Here is a 19,221-nt window from a genome sequence, read left to right as displayed (position 1 = left end):
ACCCGATGGCGGCACAGATCAGGGTGCTGCGCCGGCGTATCCGGTCGACGCAGTCCATCAAGAAGATCACCCGTTCCCAGGAGCTGATCGCGACCTCACGGATCGCGAAGGCCCGGGCACGGGTGGACGAGGCGCGTCCGTACGCCGAGCTGATGACGAGCACCCTCTCGGAGCTCGCGTCGAACTCGGCGCTGGACCACCCGCTGCTCGTCGAGCGGGAGCAGCCGAAGCGCGCCGCGGTCCTGGTCGTCACCAGTGACCGCGGTCAGTGCGGCGGCTACAACGCCAACGTCCTCAAGGAGGCCGAGCAGCTCCAGGCCCTGCTCCGCGAGCAGGGCAAGGAGCCGGTCCTCTACGTGATCGGCCGCAAGGGCGTCTCGTACTACCGGTTCCGCAACCGGGAGATCGAGCAGTCCTGGACCGGCTTCTCCGAGCAGCCGGGCTACGAGCATGCGGCCGAGGCGGCGAAGACGCTGGTCGACGCGTTCATGGCCGGCGAGGACGACCACGACGGGAATGCCGACGGCACCCACGGCGTGGACGAGCTGCACCTCGTGTACACCAGCTTCAAGAACATGATCACCCAGGTGCCGCAGGCCCGGCGGATGGCTCCGCTCGAGGTCGAGTACGCGGCCGACAGTGCCTCGGCGAAGCCGGTCGACGAGATCGACAGCGACGCCGACACGGCCGAGAGCCAGCGGGACCACCCGGAGACCAAGGGCCTCCAGCCGCTCTACGAGTTCGAGCCGGACCCGGACACGCTCTTCGACGCGCTGCTGCCGAAGTACATCGGGGCCCGCCTCTACGCGGCCCTGCTGGAGTCGGCGGCGTCGGAGTCGGCGAACCGGCAGCGGGCCATGAAGGCCGCGACGGACAACGCCAACGAACTGATCCGTAGCCTGACCCTGGAGGCCAACCAGGCTCGCCAGGCACAGATCACCCAGGAGATCAGCGAGATCGTCGGTGGGGTCGACGCTCTCGCCAGCGCAGGAAGTGAGAGCTGATGACCACGACCGCCGAAACTTCGGCTGGCCCGATCACCGGGCGCGTCGTCCAGGTGACCGGCCCGGTCGTCGACGTCGAGTTCCCGCGTGACCAGGTCCCGCACCTGCTCAACGCGCTCACGCTGGAGGTGGACCTCTCCGGCGACAAGCGCAAGCTGACCCTGGAGATCGCCACGCACCTGGGCGACAACCTGGTGCGGGCCATCTCCATGCAGCCCACCGACGGTGTCGTGCGCGGCCAGGAGGTCACCGACCTCGGCCGCCCGATCTCCGTCCCGGTCGGCGACCAGGTCAAGGGGCACGTGTTCAACGCCCTCGGCGACTGCCTGGACGACCCGTCCATCCAGTTCACCGGTGACCTCCGGTCGATCCACCAGAAGGCCCCGCGCTTCGACGAGCTCGAGGGCAAGACCGAGATGCTGGAGACCGGCATCAAGGTGCTGGACCTGATGACGCCCTACGTCGTCGGCGGCAAGATCGGTCTGTTCGGTGGTGCCGGTGTCGGCAAGACCGTGCTGATCCAGGAGATGATCCAGCGTGTCGCGCTGAACTTCGGTGGCACCTCGGTGTTCGCCGGCGTCGGTGAGCGCACCCGTGAGGGCAACGACCTCATCACGGAGATGACCGAGTCGGGCGTCATGAAGAACACCGCCCTGGTGTTCGGTCAGATGGACGAGCCGCCGGGCACCCGTATGCGCGTCGCGCTCTCCGCGCTGACGATGGCGGAGTACTTCCGCGACGTGCAGGAGCAGGACGTCCTGCTGTTCATCGACAACATCTTCCGGTTCTCCCAGGCCGGCCAGGAGGTCTCGACCCTCCTCGGCCGCATGCCGTCCGCGGTGGGCTACCAGCCCACCCTGGCCGACGAGATGGGCGAGCTGCAGGAGCGGATCACCTCGACCCGCGGTCGTTCGATCACCTCGATGCAGGCGATCTACGTCCCCGCGGACGACTACACCGACCCCGCTCCGGCGACGACGTTCGCGCACCTCGACGCCACTACCGAGCTCTCCCGGCCGATCTCCCAGAAGGGGATCTACCCGGCGGTGGACCCGCTGACCTCGACCTCGCGGATCCTGGACCCGCAGTACGTCGGTGACGAGCACTTCCGCGTCGCCAACGAGGTCAAGCGGATCCTGCAGAAGTACAACGACCTGCAGGACATCATCGCCATCCTCGGTATCGACGAGCTGTCCGAGGAGGACAAGCAGCTCGTCGGCCGGGCGCGTCGCATCGAGCGCTTCCTGTCGCAGAACCTCCTGGTCGCCGAGCAGTTCACCGGCCAGCCGGGCTCGACGGTCCCGCTCAAGGAGACCATCGAGGCGTTCGACAAGATCGCCAAGGGCGAGTTCGACGACGTCCCGGAGCAGGCGTTCTTCCTCTGCGGTGGTCTCGACGACCTGGAGAAGAACCGCAAGAAGCTGGAGAGCTGATCCTCCATGCCTGCTGAGATGACCGTGGAGCTGGTCTCGGTCGAGCGTCGGCTGTGGTCGGGTGACGCACGCTTCGTGCTCGCCCGGACCACGGTCGGCGAGGTCGGCATCCTGCCCGGCCACCAGCCGATGCTGGCCCAGCTGGAGGAGGCCGGGGTCGTCCGCATCGACTCCACCGACGGCTCGAAGCGCACCATCGCGGTGCACGGCGGGTTCCTGTCGGTGTCGGCGGAGCGGGTGTCCATCCTCGCCGAGTTCGCCGAGCAGGCGGACGAGATCGACGTCGAGCGGGCCCGGCGGGCTCGCGACGGTGCCGACTCGTCCACCGACGAGGGGAAATCGGCGATCGCCCGGGCCGAGGCCCGCCTTCGGGCGGCCGAGGCGAACTAGTACGGGGACCGGACACGGCAGTGGAGCTCATCGCGGCGATCGTCGGAGTTCTGCTGCTGTGTCTGGTGATTCCCCTGGTCTGGCTCGCCGTACGGCGGGTACGACTCATGCGAGGCGGCGGTGTGGACCTGTGTCTGCGCCGCCGTTTCGCTGTCACGGACTGGCACTTCGGCGTCGGGCGCTACGAGGGCGAGCGCTTCGCCTGGTACCGCCTGACCAGCTTCCGGATCGGGCCGACCGTCGTGATGGACCGGGCCGATCTGGAGATCGTCGACCGGCGGCCGCCGCACCGGTCGGAGGAGTTCGCGATCCCGATGGCGGTCGAGGTGCTGCGCTGCCGTGGCCGTGACGCCTCCGGGCGCGACGTCGACGTCGAGCTCGCGATGTCCGCGGGCGTCCGGACCGGCTTCATGGCCTGGCTGGAGTCCACGCCCCCGGGCCAGGGACACGGGTTCCGCGAGGCGTCCTGACCCCGCGGACCCAGTGGTGTTGCGGAGCCGACCGCTCGGGCGTTCCGTCCCGCGCGGTCGGTCAGGCGTCGGCGGTCGGGGCGCCGTGCGGGCCACCCGGCTGCCACAGGACGTCGCCGTCGGGGTTCGCGACCCGGCCGAGGATGAACAGCAGGTCCGAGAGCCGGTTGAGGTACTGCGCCGTCAGCGGGTTGGTCCGCTCCCGGTCGGCCTCCAGCAGGGCCCACACGGACCGCTCGGCACGGCGGGTGACGGTCCGCGCGACGTGCAGGTACGCGCCGCCGGGGGTGCCGCCGGGCAGGATGAACGACTTGAGCTTGGGCAGCTCGAGGTTGAACTCGTCGCACCAGCCCTCGAGCCGGGTGACGTAGCCCTCGGTGATCCGCAGCGGCGGGTACTCGGGATTCTCGACGATCGGCGCGCACAGGTCGGCCCCGACGTCGAACAGGTCGTTCTGGATCTGCCGCAGCGGGTCGGCGACCCGCTCGGCGAGCCCGCCGACCGTCACCGCCACGCCGATCGCGGCGTTCGCCTCGTCGGTGTCGGCGTAGGCCGCCAGCCGGGTGTCGGTCTTGCGGACCCGGCTGAAGTCGCCCAGGGCCGTCGTACCGTCGTCGCCGGTCTTCGTGTAGATCCGCGTCAGGTTCACCGCCACCCCGACAGGCTAGGCGCGCCGGTGCTCCGGCGACCAGACGCGGGGGTGCGCCGGACGGTCCGAAGGTGCAGGGCCGTCCGGGGCGGGCATCCGGCGCGGTGACGGTCCCGTTACCGTTCCGGGCGTGGTGGAGCATTTCGCGGTCAACGGCGGGGCCCGGCTGAGCGGGTCCGTCGACGTCGTCGGGGCGAAGAACAGCGTGCTCAAGCTCATGGCGGCGGCACTGCTGGCCGAGGGACGGACGACGCTCGAGAACTGCCCGGAGATCCTGGACGTGCCGCTGATGGCCGACGTCCTGCGGAGCCTGGGCTGCACGGTCGCGATCGAGGGATCGACCGTGCACATCGACGTGCCCGCCGATCCCGGCGCGGAGGCCGACTACCGGTCGGTGTCCAAGCTGCGTGCGTCGGTGTGCGTGCTCGGGCCCCTGGTGGCGCGGTGCCGGCGGGCGGTCGTCCCGCTCCCCGGCGGCGACGCGATCGGCTCGCGGCCGCTGGACATGCACCAGAACGGGCTGCGCAAGCTCGGCGCGACCACCGACATCGTGCACGGCAGCGTCACCGCGACGGCGGGAGACCTGCACGGCGCGCAGATCTGGCTGGACTTCCCGAGCGTCGGGGCGACCGAGAACATCCTGATGGCCGCGGTGCTCGCCGAGGGCACCACGGTCATCGACAACGCGGCCCGCGAGCCGGAGATCGTCGACCTCTGTGTGATGTTGCAGCAGATGGGCGCGAAGCTGGAGGGTGTCGGCAGCTCCACGCTGACCGTGCACGGCGTCGCCGGGCTGCAGCCCACCACGCACCGCGTCATCGGGGACCGGATCGTCGGTGCCACCTGGGCGTTCGCTGCCGCCATGACCCGTGGCGAGGTCACCGTGCGCGGCGTCGACCCGCACCACATCGACCTGGTCCTGGACAAGCTCCGCAGCGCGGGCGCCGAGATCACCACCGGCGAGCAGGAGTTCTCGGTCGCGATGTCCCGGCGCCCGGAGGCGGTCGACTTCGTGACGCTGCCCTACCCGGGCTTCGCCACCGACCTGCAGCCGATGGCGATCGCGCTCTCCGCCGTCGCCGAGGGCACCTCGATGATCACCGAGAACGTGTTCGAGGCGCGCTTCCGCTTCGTCGACGAGATGGTGCGTCTGGGTGCGGACGCCCGCACCGACGGCCACCACGCCGTCGTCCGCGGGCGGCCCGAGCTCTCCAGCGCGCCGGTGTGGGCCAGCGACATCCGGGCGGGCGCCGGGCTGGTGCTGGCCGGGCTGTGCGCGCGGGGCACCACCGAGGTCTGGGACGTCGCGCACATCGACCGCGGCTACCCGCGGTTCGTGGAGAACCTGTCCGCGCTGGGCGCCGACATCCGGCGCGTCGCGGGCGAGCCGGAGCGGTAGGGCGGGTCCGCCCGCTGCTGCTCCGAACGGCCCAGCAGCCCGGCGGGCCGGCCCGCGCCGTGTCACCCTTCGCGTCAACTCGACGAGGAGGCCCGTCATGGTGAGCACCCCCGACGCCGCCGACGTCTCGCAGGCCGGCCGCAAGGCGGGCCGCGGGGCGCGGGACGCCGCGCACTCGACACCGGTGCGCGTCGCCGCCCGGGCCGGCATCGCCGCGAACGGGGTGGTGCACCTGCTGATCGGCTGGCTCGCCGTCCGGATCGCGCTCGGCTCGGGCGGGCAGGCCGACCAGAACGGCGCCCTCGGGGCGATCGCCGCCGAGCCGGCGGGGCGGGTGTTCCTGTGGGCGTTGGTGGTCGGCTTCGCCGCGGTCGTCCTGTGGCGGACCGTCTCGGCGGTGTGGGGCTTCCACTACATCGGTGACGGCACCAAGCGCACGGTGAAGCGGGTCGTCGCCGGCGGGCAGGCCGTCGTCTACGCGGTGCTCGCCGTCACCGCGGCGACCACCGCGATCAGCGGACGCACGTCCGGTGGTGGCGGTGGTCGGGCGACCGCCGGACTGCTGGGCCTGCCGGGCGGGCAGGTCCTCACCGCGCTGCTGGGGCTGGGGGTGCTGATCGGCGGCGGGGTGATGGCCTGGAACGGCTACCGGACGACGTTCACCGAGGACCAGGACCTCGGTGGCGCCGACACCCGGCTGCGGCGGATCAACGCCCGCACCGGACAGGTCGGGTACATCGCCAAGGGGATCGCGATCGGCGTGCTGGGCGTCCTGCTGGGCGTCGCCGCACTGACCTTCGACCCGCAGCGCGCCAACGGGCTGGACTCCGCGCTCAAGGCGCTGCGCGAACAGCCCTACGGGGTGTTCCTGCTGGTCGCGGTCGGCGTGGGGATCGCCTGCTACGGCGTGTTCTGCTTCCTCGACGCCCGCTACCACCGGGTGGGCTGAGCGCTCAGTCCAGCGAGCGACGGCTGAGCACCACGCGGGTGTCCCCGACGTCCCGGGGGAAGACGAGCAGTGCCCAGCCGCCGTCGTCGGCGCGGGAGGTCGTCGCCCGGATGCCCTCGGACCGCAGCCGGTCGCGCAGCACCTGCGCCGCCTCCGGCCCGGGTACCCGGGAGACCTCGGTGAGCAGGCCGGTCGCGACCGGGTCGTCCGGGTCGTCGGTGGGCAGCGCGTGGTGCTTCTGGTGGCCGTAGGTCCAGCGCAGCAGCAGCGCGAGCACCGCCAGCACGATCGCGATGCCGATGACCGCGCCGAGCCGCGGGACCAGGTCCAGCTCCATCCGCCGATCGTCGCACCCGGACGGGCGACACGCCCTGTCCGAGGGGGCGGGTGGTGAACCGATCCAGCGCTCGGTTTCCCGTGCGGATCGCGTACTTTGCCGAACATGCCGACTGTGACGAGGGACGACTCCGTGCCCGCCGTCGGCTACTGACGAGTAGGATCTGTCCGCATCACAGGCAGTGCCGACTGTGCTCCCGCGACGACACGGAGGTCCCGGTGCCGTACCCCACCGATCGTGAGCGCGACCGTCCGTGGGTGATCCGCACCTACGCCGGTCACTCCTCGGCGGAGAAGTCCAACGAGCTGTACCGCCGCAACCTGGCCAAGGGCCAGACGGGGCTGTCGGTGGCCTTCGACCTCCCGACCCAGACCGGCTACGACCCCGACGACGAGCTCGCCAAGGGCGAGGTCGGCAAGGTCGGCGTGCCGGTCAGCCACATCGGGGACATGCGCACCCTGTTCGAGGGGATCCCGGTCGCCGAGGCCAACACCTCGATGACGATCAACGCCCCGGCGATGTGGCTGCTCGCGCTGTACGTGGCCGTCGCCGAGGAGCAGGCGGAGCAGTCCGGTCTGGACTACGCCGAGGTCCGCGCGAAGCTCGCCGGGACGACCCAGAACGACATCGTCAAGGAGTACCTGTCGCGGGGCACCTACGTGTTCCCGCCCGGGCCCAGCCTGCGGCTGATCACCGACATGGTGGCGTGGTCGGTCGGTGAGATCCCGAAGTGGAACCCGATCAACATCTGCAGCTACCACCTGCAGGAGGCCGGGGCGACGCCGACGCAGGAGCTGGCCTACGCGCTGTCGACCGCGATCGCCGTCCTGGACTCGGTGCGCGACTCCGGGCAGGTGCCGCCGGAGAAGTTCGGCGACGTCGTCGGACGCATCTCGTTCTTCGTCAACGCCGGCATCCGGTTCGTCGAGGAGATGTGCAAGCTCAGGGCGCTGGGCCGGCTCTGGGACGAGATCACCCTCGAGCGCTACGGCGTGCAGAACCCCAAGCAGCGACGCCTGCGCTACGGCGTGCAGGTCAACTCGCTCGGGCTGACCGAGGCGCAGCCGGAGAACAACGTCCAGCGCATCGTGCTGGAGATGCTCGCCGTCACCCTGTCCCGGGACGCGCGTGCCCGCGCCGTGCAGCTGCCGGCCTGGAACGAGGCGCTCGGCCTGCCGCGGCCGTGGGACCAGCAGTGGGCGCTGCGGATGCAGCAGGTGCTGGCCTACGAGACCGACCTGCTGGAGTACGAGGACATCTTCGACGGCTCCCGGGTCGTCGAGGCGAAGGTGTCCGAGCTCGTCGAGGGCGCCCGCGCCGAGATCGACCGGGTGCAGGAGATGGGCGGCGCGGTCGCGGCCGTCGAGTCCGGCTACATGAAGGGCGAGCTGGTCAACTCCCTCGCCGCCCGCCGTCGCCGGCTGGAGTCCGGTGAGGAGGTCGTGGTCGGGGTCAACAAGTTCGACACGACCGAGCCCAGCCCGCTGCAGGCCGAGGGCGCCGACGCGATCTTCACCGTCGACCCGGCCACCGAGCGGGCCGCGGTCGAGGCGATCCGCGAGTGGCGGGCCGCGCGGGACCAGGACGCCGTCGAGGAGGCGCTGCGGGCGCTGCGCGACGCGGCCAAGACCGAGCAGAACCTCATGCAGGTCTCGATCGACTGCGCCAAGGCGGGCGTGACCACCGGCGAGTGGGCCGGGGCGCTGCGCGAGGTGTTCGGGGAGTTCCGGGCCCCGACCGGAGTGGCGGGGGCGAGCATGTCCGGCGAGGGCGCCACCGAGATCTCCGAGGTCCGCGAGCGGGTCCGCGCCACCGGCGAGGAGCTGGGCCAGCGGCTGCGCATGCTGGTCGGCAAGCCCGGGCTCGACGGCCACTCCAACGGCGCCGAGCAGGTCGCCGTGCGCGCCCGCGACGTCGGGTTCGAGGTCGTCTACCAGGGGATCCGGCTGACGCCGTCGCAGATCGTGGCGGCCGCGGTGCAGGAGGGCGTGCACGCCGTCGGGCTCTCGGTGCTGTCCGGGTCGCACCTGGAGGTCGTGCCCGCGGTCGTGCAGGGGCTGTGTGACGCCGGGGCCGGGGAGGTGCCGGTCGTCGTCGGCGGGATCATCCCGCCCGAGGACGAGAAGCGGCTGCGTGAGGGCGGGGTAGCGGCGGTGTTCACGCCGAAGAACTTCCGCCTGACCGGGATGATGGACGAGATCGTCACCCTGATCCGGGAGTCGCAGGGTCTGGGCTGACCGCGCCGGCCGGGCGGTACGCGCCGCCCGGCCGGGAGCTCAGCCCTCCTCCTTCTCGCTCCCGCGGCGGCTGAGCAGCTTGAACCCGGGGATCCCGACGATCGCCTGCCGGACCTCCTTGAGCACGTCCAGGAGCTCGTGCACGTCCGGTCCGACACGGTCCAGCGTCGTGAGGATCGGCATGATGTCGTCCTCCATGTGCTCGGTGAACTTCGGGAGCTGGTCCACCAGCCGGATCGCGGCGCGCACCTCCTCCTCGGAGAGCTCGTCGACGAAGCGCTGGGCCAGCGGCGCCGCCCGGCGGGCCAGCGGGCCGTAGAGGTCCAGCAGTTCACCGGCCTGCTCGCTGGCGCCCGCGGCCTGCCCGACGACCTCTCCGGCGCGGTCGGACACCGCCTTCGCCGCGGTGACGACACCGGTCGCGTCGGTGGTGACGGTCTCGACCTGCCCGATGAGGCCGCCGGCGCGCTCGCTGATCTCGCCGACGGTGCGGATGAGCCCGCCCGCCTCGCCGGTGACGGTGTCGACCCGCGCGAGCAGCCCGCTCGCGTTCCCGGTGACCACCGAGACCTGCTCGACGATGCCCTCGGCGTTCTGCGAGACCGTGGTGACCCGGCGGACGAGGTCGCCCGCCTCCTCGGACACCGTGGTGACCCGCCGGACCAGCTCGCCGGCCTCGTCGGAGACGGTGGTGACCCGCCGGACCAGGCCGTCGGCCTGCTCGGACACGGTGGTGACCTTGCGGACCAGGGTGTCGGCCTCGTCGGCGACCCCGCCGACCCGCGCCACCAGCTCCTCGGCGTTCCCGGCGACGCCGGTGACCCGCCCGACGAGCTCCTCCGCGTTCCCGGCCACGCCGGTGACTCGTCCGACGAGCTCCTCGGCGTTCCCCGCGACGCCGGTGACCCGGGCGACGAGCGCCTCGGCCTGCTCGGCGACCGGGCGGATCCGGGACACGAGCCCGGTCGCCTCCTCGGCGACGGTGTCGACGGTCCCGATCAGCCCCTCGGCCCGGTCGACGACGCCGTCCACCCGGTCGAGCAGCTGCTCGGCGCGGGTCGCGATCGTGCCGATCCGGCCGACCAGCGCGCCGACCTCCTCCAGCAGCTCCCCGGCCCGCGCGGGCAGCCCGGCGACGGTCCCGGCGAGCTCGCCGGTCGCCTCGACCACCGACGCAGCGCCGGTGAGCAGGTCGGACGGGCCGGGAACGTGGATCCCCGCGATACGCAGTGCCATGACCGGGATCCTTGCACTCCCCGGCGGCGCGCGTCGGTCACGAGTCCGGGGTGCGGGCGCAGAGCTCGTCGACGGTGAGATCGCGCGGCGGCAGGTTCGCCGCGGTGAACCCGAACGGCGCGGCGAGCTCCAGCCAGCGCCCGGACTCCTGCAACGCGGTGAGCCCGCGGTCGAACTCCTCGCGGAAGGCACTGTCGGCGGGGCGGAAGGCGAACGCCCCGGCCCCGACGACCGGGCGTCCCGCGACCTCGGGGGCGAACGCGGCGGTCACCTCCAGCCCGATGCCCGCATTGCGGCGGACCTCGTCGAGCAGCGCGATGCGGGTGAGCGCGCCGACCTGCGCGCCGCCGTTCGCGACCTCGCGCACCAGCGCTCCCTGCGAGTCGACGGTGACGATGTGGTCGGCGTGGATGCCCGCGGCGAGTGCGTACTCCTGCTCGGCGCTTCCCTCGAGCACCGCCAGCGTCGCCCCGGAGCGGCGGACCCCGGCCAGCGTCGCGACCCCGAGGGGGTTGCCGACCGGGACCACCAGGCCGGTACCCGCCACGTAGTCGGGGCGGGAGAACGCGACCTGCTGGCAGCGCAGCGCGGTGATGGTCAGCCCGACCGCGATGACGTCGAAGCGGCCGTCGAGCAGACCGGGGATGAGCTGGTCGAACCTCGTCTGGACCGCGGCCAGGCCGCTGCCGCCGAGGTCGGTGACGACCGCGCGGGCCACCTCCGGGCTCTCCCCGGTGACCCGCCCGGAGCCGTCGGTGTAGCCGAACGGGCGCTCCCCGGACAGCCCGACGACGACGTCGCCGCCGGCGCGCAGCCGCGACAGCGGGTCCGACGGCCCGCCGCAGCCGCCCAGCAGCGGCCCGGCCAGCGCGGTCCCGCCGAGGGCGGCGGCCGCCCCCAGCAGACGGCGCCGGCTCAGCCGGGTGGTGGTGCGGATGTGCATGGTCCCGCGAGCCTAGGTGCCGATCAGTCGGTCCACTGCGGGGCCCGCTTCTCCAGGAACGACGCCATGCCCTCGCGGGCACCCCCGGACTGCGACATCGACGCCATCACCTCGGCCGCGACGGCGTAGGCGTCGGCCTCGGGACGGTCGAGCTGGGCGTAGAGGGTCTGCTTGCCGACGGCCTTGGACAGCCTGCTGCCCCGGGTCGCGCGGGCGAGCAACTCGTCCACGCGGGCGTCGAGGTCGTCGTCGGGGACGGCGTAGTTGACCAGACCCCAGTCGGCGGCGGTGGCCGCGTCGATCGGGTCCCCGGTCAGGGCCAGCTCCATCAGGCGTTTGCGGCCGATGTTCCGCGCGACCGGGACGGCCGGGGTGTGGCAGAACCAGCCGCCCTTGCCGCCGGGCAGCGCGAACGTCGCGGACTCCGCGGCGACGGCGAGGTCGCAGGACGCGACGAGCTGGCAGCCCGCCGCCCAGGCCGTCGCGTGCACCCGGGCGATCACGACCTGGGGCACCGACTGGACGGTGTGCATGACCGTGGTGCACAGGCGCAGCAGGGTGCGCACCCCGGCGAGGTCGCGCTCGGCGACGTCGCCGAAGTCGTGGCCGGAGGAGAACGCCTTGCCCTCCCCGGCCAGCACGATCCCGGTCGCGTCGCTGCGTCCCGCGCTCTCGAACGCGTCCAGCAGCTCCCGCAGGTGGCCCTCGGTGAGGGAGTTGCGTCGCTGTGGGCGGTTCATCGTGATCCGGACCGTGTCGCCGTCCTGCTTGACCAGCAGGTGCTCGTAGTCGGTCATGCGGGGAACGGTAGCCCGGAATCCGCTCGCCGCCGAGACCCCGGCGCGCTACCTTGACCCTGTGACCGGATTCGTCGATCCAGTCATGGAGCACGGAGGGGGAGCGGTGGCGGTATCGGACGGACCGGGTGCGGAGGACACCGCCCGGACGGAACGGGTGCTCGACGCGGCGGGCGAGCTGCTCGTGCGGCAGGGCTACCGGCGGGTGACCATCGAGGACGTCGCGCGCCGGGCCGGTATCGGCAAGGGCACCGTCTACCTGCACGTCCGCACCAAGGACGCGCTGTTCCTCACCGTGCTGCTGCGGGCGCAGCGGCGGCTGTTCGCCGACCTCGCCGACCGGATGCTCGTCGAACCGGTGGTCGCGCTGCCCTGGGGGATGTCGCGGATGTTCTATCTGCGGCTGGCGGAGGACGACGTCGCACGGGCCCTCTACCGGGGCGACGACGAGGTCCTCGGTCGGCTCGCGCACGAGGCCGCCGGGACGCTCGAGGGGCTCGGGCGCCACCACGACGGCGCCATCCGGGAGCACTTCCTGCTGCTGCGCGCCGCCGGTCTCGTCGACGACGACCTGCCCGTCGACGAGCAGATCCACGTGTGGGGCGCGGCGTCCCGGGGGTTCCTCCTCTCCGACGGCCCGGGTGGCACGTTCGCGCCATCCGGGCCCGAGCACACCGCCGCCCTGATCGAGCACGGCCTGTCCCGGCTGCTGGCCGGGCCCGCCCCCGCGGCCGGCGCCGCGGGCGTCGCGGCGGAGGTCGCCGCGCTGTACCGACCGCTCGTCGACCACATCGACGAGGAGTGGAGACGACGCGCCCGCCGACCCGAGCGCGCGAGAGAGGCAGTGGTGAGATGACTGCACCGAGCACTCCCGGTGGAGCCGTGGACCTGCTGGACCCGGCTGTGACGACCGACCCGTACGCGGCCTACGGGCGGCTGCGCGAACAGGCCCCGACCACGACCGTGACGATGATGGGCAGCCCGCCCGCCGTCCTGGTCACCCGCTACGACGACGTCCGCACCGTCCTGACCGATCCGCGTTTCGTGACCGACCCGGCGCTGGCTGGCGGGCCGGACAACCGCGAGATGATCATGAAGCAGATGGGGGTCCCCGACGACGTCGCCGACTACCTGCTGCGCACCATCCTCACCGTCGACGGCGCGGAGCACACCCGGCTGCGCAGGCTGGTGTCGCGGGCGTTCACCGTGCGGCGGGTCGCGGCGCTGCGCCCGCGGGTCGAGGAGATCACCACCGCACTGCTCGACCAGGTCGTGGCCGCCGGGGCCGGCGGGGCACCGGTCGACCTGGTGGAGGCGCTGGCCTACCCGCTGCCGATCACGGTGATCTGCGAGCTCGTCGGGGTGCCGGAGGCCGATCGCGCGCAGTGGCACGAGTGGGGCGAGATCCTCACGACGATGGACCGCGAGCGGACCGGCCCCGCGCTGCGGGCGGCGATCGCGCACGTGCACGCCCTCGTCGACGCCCGCCGGGCCGAGCCGGCCGACGACCTGATCAGCGCGCTCGTCGCCGCGCAGGAGGACGACGGCGATCGGCTCTCGGACCGCGAGATGGTCACGATGATCTTCGCGATCGTCATGGCCGGGCACGAGACGACCGCGCACCTGCTCAGCAACGGTGCGCTGGCGCTGCTCGGCGCCCCGGACCAGCTCGCCGCGCTGCGGGCCGACCCGGCCGGCTGGCCCGCGGCGGTGAACGAGCTGATGCGGGCCCGCGGCCCGGTGCAGTTCACCCAGCTCCGCTACCCGACCGTCGACGTCGAGCTGGGCGGCACCGCGATCCCGGCCGGGACCCCGGTGATCGCCGGGCTGCTCCCGGCCAACCACGACCCGCGGGCCTTCGACCGTCCCGACGAGCTGGACCTCGCCCGTCCGACCGGCCGTGGCGAGGGGCACGTCGGGTTCGGGCAGGGCGCGCACTACTGCCTGGGCGCTGCGCTGGCCCGCCAGGAGGGCGAGGTGGGGCTGCGGATGCTGTTCGAACGGTTCCCCGGCCTGCGCCTCGCCGTGCCCGCCGAGGAGGTCGTGTGGCTGCCCCGCCCCGGGTTCAGCCGGGTCGCGGCGCTGCCGGTGCGTGTCGGGTGATCGCCGGGTGATCGCCGGGAGTGGAGCCCAGGGCGCAGCCGACTGCACCCGGCGCTCCACTCCTGCCGATCATGGAGCGGCGATCACGAACGGCGGCCGTGGGCGCCGGTCAGGTGCCCGCGTCGTGCAGGGTGAGCAGGGTCCAGGCGGCGAGTGACTGGGCGTCGGTGAGCTCGCCGCGCCGGATCATCGCCGTCAGCTCGGCGGCGGTGAACCAGGCGGCGCGCATGTCCTGCTCGGAGTGCTCACGGCGCGGCGGCCCCGCGGTCAGCCCGGTCGCGAGGTAGACGTGTCCGCGCTGACTGGACATGCCCGGCGCGCAGTCGAGCGTGCCGAGCAGGGTCATGTGCTCCGCGGCCAGCCCGGTCTCCTCGACGAGCTCACGCACCGCCAGCTCGGCCGGGTCCTGGTCGGCCCGGTCGGGCGCGGTTCCCGCCGGGAACTCCCAGCGGCGGCCGCCCACCGGGTAGCGGTACTGCTCGACGAGGTGCAGGCGGCCGTCGTCGTCGCGGGGGATCACCAGGGCATAGGTGGGCTTGTCGACGACGCCGTAGAAACCCTCGGTGCCGTCCGGGAGCCGGATGCCGTCCTCGCGGACGGTCATCCAGTCGTTGGCGTACACCTGCCGGGTCGAGGTCTGCTCGATCACCCGCCCAGGGTGATCCATCCGCTCGGCCCTACAGTGAGGCGGGTGCGTCTCGTCATCGCCCGCTGCCAGGTGGACTACGTCGGACGGCTGACCGCCCACCTGCCCATGGCCCCCCGGTTGCTGCTGGTCAAACGGGACGGCTCGGTGAGCATCCACGCCGACGACCGTGCCTACAAGCCGCTCAACTGGATGTCCCCACCGTGCTGGCTCACCGAGGAGCCCGGTGTGTGGACGGTGCGCAACAAGGCCGACGAGTCGCTGGTCATCACCATCGACGAGGTGCTGCACGACTCCAGCCACGAGCTGGGCGTCGACCCGGGCCTGGTCAAGGACGGCGTCGAGGCGCACCTGCAGGAGCTGCTCGCCGCGCACCCGGAGACCTTCGGGGAGGGCCACACGCTGGTCCGGCGCGAGTACATGACCGCGGTCGGCCCGGTCGACCTGCTGCTGCGCGACGGGAACGGCGCGCACGTCGCGGTCGAGGTGAAGCGCCGCGGCGAGATCGACGGCGTCGAGCAGCTCACCCGGTACCTGGAGCTGATGAACCGTGACCCGCTGCTCGCGCCGGTCGAGGGGGTGTTCGCGGCCCAGCAGATCAAGCCGCAGGCCCGCACGCTGGCCGTGGACCGCGGGATCCGCTGCGTGACCGTCGACTACGACGCGCTGCGGGGCATGGCGCGCGACGACCTGCTCCTGTTCTGAGGCGGCTGTTCCGAGGCGGCCTCACCGGGCCGGTGCGGCCCCGCCGGGCCAGCGCGGGCCCGGCCGGGCCTTGCCGCGGCGTCTAGCCTGGCGACGTGAGTGCCACCGCCGCTGACTCCACCCCTACGACGGCCGCAGTCCCCGGTTCCGGGGACTTCGCGTCGCTCTCGCCCCGGACCGGCGAGGAGCTGGCCCGCTACCTCGTGCACGACGGCGAGCACGTCCGTGCCCGGGTCCGGGACGCCGCCGAGGCCGCCGTCTGGTGGGACGGGCTCGGCTTCGACGAGCGCCGCCGCAGGCTCGCGGCGTGGAAGAAGGTGCTGGTCGCGCAGCTGGACCGGGTCGCGGGCGTCGTCGCCGCCGAGACCGGCAAGCCGCTCGACGACGCCCGGCTCGAGGTCGTGCTCGCCATCGACCACCTGGACTGGGCCTCGGCGAACGCGAAGAAGGTGCTCGGGCGGCGCTCGGTGTCCCCGGGCCTGCTGATGGCGAACCAGGCGGCGTCGGTGGCGTACCGGCCGCTGGGCGTCGTCGGCGTCATCGGGCCGTGGAACTACCCGATCTTCACGCCGATGGGCTCGATCGCCTACGCGCTGGCCGCCGGCAACACCGTGGTGTTCAAGCCCTCGGAGCTGACCCCGGGTGTCGGCCACGAGATCGCCCGCACGCTCGCCGAGGCGGTCCCCGAGGTGGGCCGGTACCCGCTGCTGACCGTCGTCACCGGGTTCGGGCCGACCGGCGCCGAGCTGTGCCGCGCCCCCGGCATCGGCAAGATCGCGTTCACCGGGTCCGCCGCGACCGGACGCCGGGTGATGGCCGCCTGCGCGGAGAACCTGGTGCCGGTGCTCATGGAGTGCGGCGGCAAGGACCCACTGATCGTCGACGCCGATGCCGACCTCGACGGCGCCGCGGACGCCGCCGTCTGGGGCGGGATGTCCAACGCGGGGCAGACCTGCGTCGGGGTGGAGCGGGTCTACGTCGTCGAGTCCGTCGCGGGCCGGTTCCTGGAGAAGGTGCGGGCCGCGGCGTCGGCGCTGCAGGTCGGCACCGCCACGAACGAGGGCGACCTCGGGCCGATGACGATGCCGTCGCAGACCGAGATCGTGCGCCGGCACGTCACCGACGCCCTGGAGCGCGGCGGCCGCGCGATCGTCGGTGGCGCCGACTCGGTGCCCGCCCAGGGCGGGTCGATCTCCCCGGTCGTCATCGCCGACGTGCCCGAGGACTCCGTCGCGGTCACCGAGGAGACCTTCGGCCCGCTCGTCGTGGTCAACCGGGTGCCCGACGTCGACGAGGCGGTCCGCCGCGCCAACGCCACCGGATACGGCCTCGGCGCGACGGTGTTCTCCGCGAAGCGCGGGGAGCAGATCGCGCAGCGGCTGCGCTGCGGCATGGTCTCGATCAACGGCGTGATCTCCTTCGCCGGGATCCCGTCGCTGCCCTTCGGCGGGGTGGGGGAGTCCGGCTTCGGCCGCATCCACGGCGCCGACGGGCTGCGCGAGTTCACCCGCGCCCAGTCGATCGCCCGGCAGCGGTTCGGGATGCCGATCGTGGTCACCAGCTTCAAGCGGACCGCGCGCACGATGCAGACGCTCGTCGGGATCGTGAAGGCCCGGCACGGGCGCTGAGGCGCCCTTCCTCCCCCGACGACCAGGGCCCTTCCCGCACGGCGGGGTGGTCCTGGCCGCATGTTACCCACTGGTAGCACCTCTGGATGACAGGATCTGGTAGCACCTCTGGATGACAGGATCGGCGCCGACGCGGAAGACAAGGTTGTCGAATCGGTGGAGGTTGCAGCGTGGCACGTGAGTTCCGGACCGTCGGAGTGGTCGGCCTCGGCACGATGGGGGCAGGCATCGTCGAGGTGTTCGCCCGCAACGGTCTCGACGTGATCGCCGTCGAGGTGGACGACGCCGCGGGGGAGCGCGGCAGGGCCCACCTCGCGGCCTCGACCGACCGCGCCATCGAGCGCGGCAAGCTCACCCGGGAGCAGGCCGACGAGCTCCTCGGTCGCATCACCGTGACCACCACCCTGGCCGACCTGGCACCGGCGCAGCTGGTCGTCGAGGCCATCCCGGAGAGCCTGGACGCCAAGACCGCGCTGCTGGCCGAGGTCGACAAGGTCGTCGCCGAGGACGCCATCCTCGCCTCGAACACCTCGTCGCTGTCGGTCACCGAGCTAGCCGTGCGCACCACGCGCCCGGGCAAGGTCGTCGGGATGCACTTCTTCAACCCGGCGCCGGTCCAGAAGCTGGTCGAGGTCGTGCGGACCGTCGTCACCGAGCCCGACGTCATCTCCGACGTCCAGGCGTTCGCCGACTCCCTCGGGAAGGTCCCGGTCGTCATCGGCGACCGCGCGGGTTTCATCGCCAACGCGCTGCTGTTCGGCTACCTCAACCACGCCGCGAAGATGTACGCCGAGCGCTACGCCAGCCGCGAGGACCTCGACGCCGGCATGCGCTACGGCTGCGGCTACCCGATGGGCCCGCTGGCCCTGCTCGACCTCATCGGCCTGGACACCGCCTACGAGATCCTCGAGACGATGTACGGCGAGTCGCGCAACCTGATGCACGCGCCGAACCCGGTGTTCAAGCAGATGATCACCGCGGGCCTGCTCGGCCGGAAGACCGGGCGCGGCTTCTACACCTACTCCGCACCGCACAGCTCCACCGTCGTCCCCGACGGGGAGACCCCGGCCTCCACCGTTCCCGAGGACGTGACCCTGCGCGACGTGGCGCGGGTCGGCGTGATCGGCACCGGCACGATGGCCTCGGGCATCGTCGAGGTGTTCGCCAAGGCCGGCTACGACGTCGTCGTCCGCGGCCGCAGCGACTCCAAGGTCGAGGGCTCGGTCGCGCTGGTCCGCAAGTCCCTGGACAAGGCGGTCGCCCGCGGGAAGCTGGACGAGGCCGGCCGCGACGCCGTCCTCGCCCGGATCAGCGGCACCACCGCGCTGGAGGACATGGCCGACGTCGACCTGGTCGTCGAGGCCGTCGCCGAGGAGCTCGACGTCAAGCGGGCGATGTTCGGCGCGCTCGACGAGATCTGCAAGCCCGGCGCGATCCTGGCGACGACGACCTCCTCGTTGCCCGTCGTCGAGTGTGCCGCGGTCACCCAGCGCCCGGGCGACGTGATCGGCATGCACTTCTTCAACCCGGCGCCGGTGATGAAGCTGGTCGAGGTCGTGTCCACGATCGGCACCTCGCGCGACGTGGCGGCCACCGTCCTCGACGTGTGCCAGAAGCTCAAGAAGGTGCCGGTGAGCTGCGGCGACCGGGCCGGGTTCATCGTCAACGCGCTGCTGTTCCCGTACCTGAACGACGCGGTGAAGATGCTGGAGGCGCACTACGCCACCGCCGACGACATCGACGCGGCCATGAAGACCGGTTGCGCGCTGCCGATGGGGCCGTTCGAGCTGCTCGACGTCGTCGGGCTCGACGTTTCGCTGGCGATCCAGAAGTCCCTGTACGCCGAGTTCCACCAGGCCGGGTTCGCCCCCGCGCCGCTGCTGGAGCACCTGGTCACGGCGGGTCGGCTCGGGCGTAAGACCGGTCACGGCTTCCGGGACTACACCAAGCGGTAGCGCTTGCGACACTGGTCGCATGGCTCGTGGACGCGGCAGACGGCCCCGCCCCTCGGAACGGGGGCGGGGCCGTCCCGTCGCGCCACCGCTGGGCAGCGGCATGACGACCGACCTGGAGAGCGGCCGCGACGGCGAGCACTACGTCCGCCGGGTGCCGGGCGGCACCACGGTGAAGCACTACCGGTGCCCCGGCTGCGACCAGCTGCTGCCCTCGGGGATGCCCCACGTGGTGACCTGGCCCGCCGACGACGGCCGCGGCGTCGAGGAGCGGCGGCACTGGCACCTGCCGTGCTGGAACGCGCGGGACCGTCGTCGCGCCGGGTTCCGGCGGCACTGAGCC

The 19,221-nt window shown here is 72.5% G+C and carries 19 protein-coding genes; 13 read left to right on the top strand and 6 right to left on the bottom strand.

The window, feature by feature from the left end:
* The first annotated feature begins 5 nt into the window (after positions 1–5).
* From Ae505Ps2_RS01375 to Ae505Ps2_RS01360, 4 genes are read left to right on the top strand one after another with little or no spacing between them, the layout of a single operon-like run.
* The gene (locus Ae505Ps2_RS01375; protein WP_075310509.1) at positions 6–1,004 is read left to right on the top strand and encodes a F0F1 ATP synthase subunit gamma; all 999 of its coding nucleotides are present in this window, start codon (positions 6–8) and stop codon (positions 1,002–1,004) included.
* Positions 1,004–2,437, top strand: coding sequence for a F0F1 ATP synthase subunit beta (atpD, locus tag Ae505Ps2_RS01370; protein WP_075553348.1), 1,434 nt, complete (start codon positions 1,004–1,006; stop codon positions 2,435–2,437). Before Ae505Ps2_RS01375 ends, atpD begins: the two co-directional genes overlap by 1 nt.
* An 18-nt stretch (positions 2,438–2,455) precedes the next feature.
* Positions 2,456–2,827 (top strand): F0F1 ATP synthase subunit epsilon, encoded by a 372-nt coding sequence (locus tag Ae505Ps2_RS01365; protein ID WP_020621465.1) that lies wholly within the window; start codon positions 2,456–2,458, stop codon positions 2,825–2,827.
* 20 nt (positions 2,828–2,847) lie between these two features.
* Positions 2,848–3,297: a DUF2550 domain-containing protein gene (locus tag Ae505Ps2_RS01360; protein WP_020621464.1), complete on the top strand. Its 450-nt coding sequence runs from the start codon at positions 2,848–2,850 to the stop codon at positions 3,295–3,297.
* Between the two features lie 61 nt (positions 3,298–3,358).
* Here the strand turns inward: Ae505Ps2_RS01360 and Ae505Ps2_RS01355 are convergent, their stop codons facing one another.
* Positions 3,359–3,952, bottom strand: coding sequence for a cob(I)yrinic acid a,c-diamide adenosyltransferase (locus Ae505Ps2_RS01355; protein ID WP_020621463.1), 594 nt, complete (start codon positions 3,950–3,952; stop codon positions 3,359–3,361).
* A gap of 124 nt (positions 3,953–4,076) precedes the next feature.
* Between Ae505Ps2_RS01355 and murA the strand changes: the two genes are divergently transcribed.
* Entirely contained in the window at positions 4,077–5,345 is a 1,269-nt protein-coding gene (murA, locus tag Ae505Ps2_RS01350) for a UDP-N-acetylglucosamine 1-carboxyvinyltransferase (protein ID WP_020621462.1), read from the top strand.
* Between the two features lie 97 nt (positions 5,346–5,442).
* Complete coding sequence (locus Ae505Ps2_RS01345; RefSeq protein ID WP_075310513.1) at positions 5,443–6,294, top strand: DUF1206 domain-containing protein; 852 nt, start codon at positions 5,443–5,445, stop codon at positions 6,292–6,294.
* Positions 6,295–6,298: 4 nt separating this feature from the next.
* On the opposite strand, the gene Ae505Ps2_RS01340 is transcribed toward Ae505Ps2_RS01345, so the two are convergent.
* Complete coding sequence (locus tag Ae505Ps2_RS01340) at positions 6,299–6,631, bottom strand: hypothetical protein (RefSeq protein ID WP_084786179.1); 333 nt, start codon at positions 6,629–6,631, stop codon at positions 6,299–6,301.
* Positions 6,632–6,849: 218 nt separating this feature from the next.
* Here Ae505Ps2_RS01340 and Ae505Ps2_RS01335 point away from each other — a divergent pair, with 218 nt between their 5' ends.
* Positions 6,850–8,868, top strand: coding sequence for a protein meaA (locus tag Ae505Ps2_RS01335; protein ID WP_075310515.1), 2,019 nt, complete (start codon positions 6,850–6,852; stop codon positions 8,866–8,868).
* A 39-nt stretch (positions 8,869–8,907) separates the two neighbouring features.
* Here Ae505Ps2_RS01335 and Ae505Ps2_RS30110 read toward each other — a convergent pair whose 3' ends face one another.
* From Ae505Ps2_RS30110 to Ae505Ps2_RS01320, 3 genes are read right to left on the bottom strand one after another with little or no spacing between them, the layout of a single operon-like run.
* A complete protein-coding gene (locus tag Ae505Ps2_RS30110) occupies positions 8,908–10,104 on the bottom strand; it encodes a methyl-accepting chemotaxis protein (RefSeq protein ID WP_083702456.1) in 1,197 nt (398 codons plus the stop codon).
* Positions 10,105–10,141: 37 nt separating this feature from the next.
* On the bottom strand, positions 10,142–11,047 hold the full coding sequence (locus tag Ae505Ps2_RS01325; protein ID WP_020621457.1) for a transporter substrate-binding domain-containing protein: 906 nt from the start codon (positions 11,045–11,047) through the stop codon (positions 10,142–10,144).
* Positions 11,048–11,070: 23 nt separating this feature from the next.
* Positions 11,071–11,844, bottom strand: a complete 774-nt coding sequence (locus Ae505Ps2_RS01320) for an enoyl-CoA hydratase-related protein (RefSeq protein ID WP_020621456.1) — start codon at positions 11,842–11,844, stop codon at positions 11,071–11,073.
* A gap of 106 nt (positions 11,845–11,950) precedes the next feature.
* Here Ae505Ps2_RS01320 and Ae505Ps2_RS01315 point away from each other — a divergent pair, with 106 nt between their 5' ends.
* The gene (locus Ae505Ps2_RS01315) at positions 11,951–12,700 is read left to right on the top strand and encodes a TetR/AcrR family transcriptional regulator (protein ID WP_075553347.1); all 750 of its coding nucleotides are present in this window, start codon (positions 11,951–11,953) and stop codon (positions 12,698–12,700) included.
* A 26-nt stretch (positions 12,701–12,726) separates the two neighbouring features.
* Positions 12,727–13,947 carry a cytochrome P450 gene (locus Ae505Ps2_RS01310; RefSeq protein ID WP_249265202.1) on the top strand — a complete coding sequence of 407 codons (1,221 nt, stop codon included), beginning with the start codon at positions 12,727–12,729 and terminating at the stop codon, positions 13,945–13,947.
* Between the two features lie 109 nt (positions 13,948–14,056).
* Here the strand turns inward: Ae505Ps2_RS01310 and Ae505Ps2_RS01305 are convergent, their stop codons facing one another.
* Complete coding sequence (locus Ae505Ps2_RS01305; RefSeq protein WP_233147794.1) at positions 14,057–14,551, bottom strand: NUDIX hydrolase; 495 nt, start codon at positions 14,549–14,551, stop codon at positions 14,057–14,059.
* A gap of 87 nt (positions 14,552–14,638) precedes the next feature.
* Here Ae505Ps2_RS01305 and nucS point away from each other — a divergent pair, with 87 nt between their 5' ends.
* The 4 genes from nucS (at position 14,639) to Ae505Ps2_RS01285 (ending at position 19,218) form a co-directional block, all read left to right on the top strand.
* Complete coding sequence (gene nucS, locus Ae505Ps2_RS01300) at positions 14,639–15,298, top strand: endonuclease NucS (protein ID WP_020621452.1); 660 nt, start codon at positions 14,639–14,641, stop codon at positions 15,296–15,298.
* Positions 15,299–15,393: 95 nt separating this feature from the next.
* Entirely contained in the window at positions 15,394–16,926 is a 1,533-nt protein-coding gene (locus Ae505Ps2_RS01295; RefSeq protein WP_075310525.1) for an aldehyde dehydrogenase family protein, read from the top strand.
* Positions 16,927–17,096: 170 nt separating this feature from the next.
* A complete protein-coding gene (locus Ae505Ps2_RS01290; protein WP_075310527.1) occupies positions 17,097–18,881 on the top strand; it encodes a 3-hydroxybutyryl-CoA dehydrogenase in 1,785 nt (594 codons plus the stop codon).
* 100 nt (positions 18,882–18,981) lie between these two features.
* Positions 18,982–19,218 carry a hypothetical protein gene (locus Ae505Ps2_RS01285; RefSeq protein ID WP_020621449.1) on the top strand — a complete coding sequence of 79 codons (237 nt, stop codon included), beginning with the start codon at positions 18,982–18,984 and terminating at the stop codon, positions 19,216–19,218.
* Positions 19,219–19,221 lie beyond the last annotated feature (3 nt).

Source organism: Pseudonocardia sp. Ae505_Ps2, assembly GCF_001932425.1.
Classification (GTDB): domain Bacteria; phylum Actinomycetota; class Actinomycetes; order Mycobacteriales; family Pseudonocardiaceae; genus Pseudonocardia.
Note: the sequence above shows the minus strand (reverse complement) of the source record. Positions and strands in the feature narration are given on the sequence as shown.

Bases quoted from the DNA above. Each gene is read 5' to 3' on its own strand.
- Ae505Ps2_RS01365 (WP_020621465.1), top strand. From the start codon at position 2,456: ATGACCGTGGAGCTGGTCTCGGTCGAGCGTCGGCTGTGGTCGGGTGAC.
- Ae505Ps2_RS01325 (WP_020621457.1), bottom strand. From the start codon at position 11,047: ATGCACATCCGCACCACCACCCGGCTGAGCCGGCGCCGTCTGCTGGGG.
- Ae505Ps2_RS01320 (WP_020621456.1), bottom strand. From the start codon at position 11,844: ATGACCGACTACGAGCACCTGCTGGTCAAGCAGGACGGCGACACGGTC.
- Ae505Ps2_RS01375 (WP_075310509.1), top strand. From the start codon at position 6: ATGGCGGCACAGATCAGGGTGCTGCGCCGGCGTATCCGGTCGACGCAG.
- Ae505Ps2_RS01340 (WP_084786179.1), bottom strand. From the start codon at position 6,631: ATGGAGCTGGACCTGGTCCCGCGGCTCGGCGCGGTCATCGGCATCGCG.
- Ae505Ps2_RS01305 (WP_233147794.1), bottom strand. From the start codon at position 14,551: ATGACCGTCCGCGAGGACGGCATCCGGCTCCCGGACGGCACCGAGGGT.
- Ae505Ps2_RS01345 (WP_075310513.1), top strand. From the start codon at position 5,443: ATGGTGAGCACCCCCGACGCCGCCGACGTCTCGCAGGCCGGCCGCAAG.
- atpD (WP_075553348.1), top strand. From the start codon at position 1,004: ATGACCACGACCGCCGAAACTTCGGCTGGCCCGATCACCGGGCGCGTC.
- Ae505Ps2_RS30110 (WP_083702456.1), bottom strand. From the start codon at position 10,104: ATGGCACTGCGTATCGCGGGGATCCACGTTCCCGGCCCGTCCGACCTG.
- Ae505Ps2_RS01285 (WP_020621449.1), top strand. From the start codon at position 18,982: ATGACGACCGACCTGGAGAGCGGCCGCGACGGCGAGCACTACGTCCGC.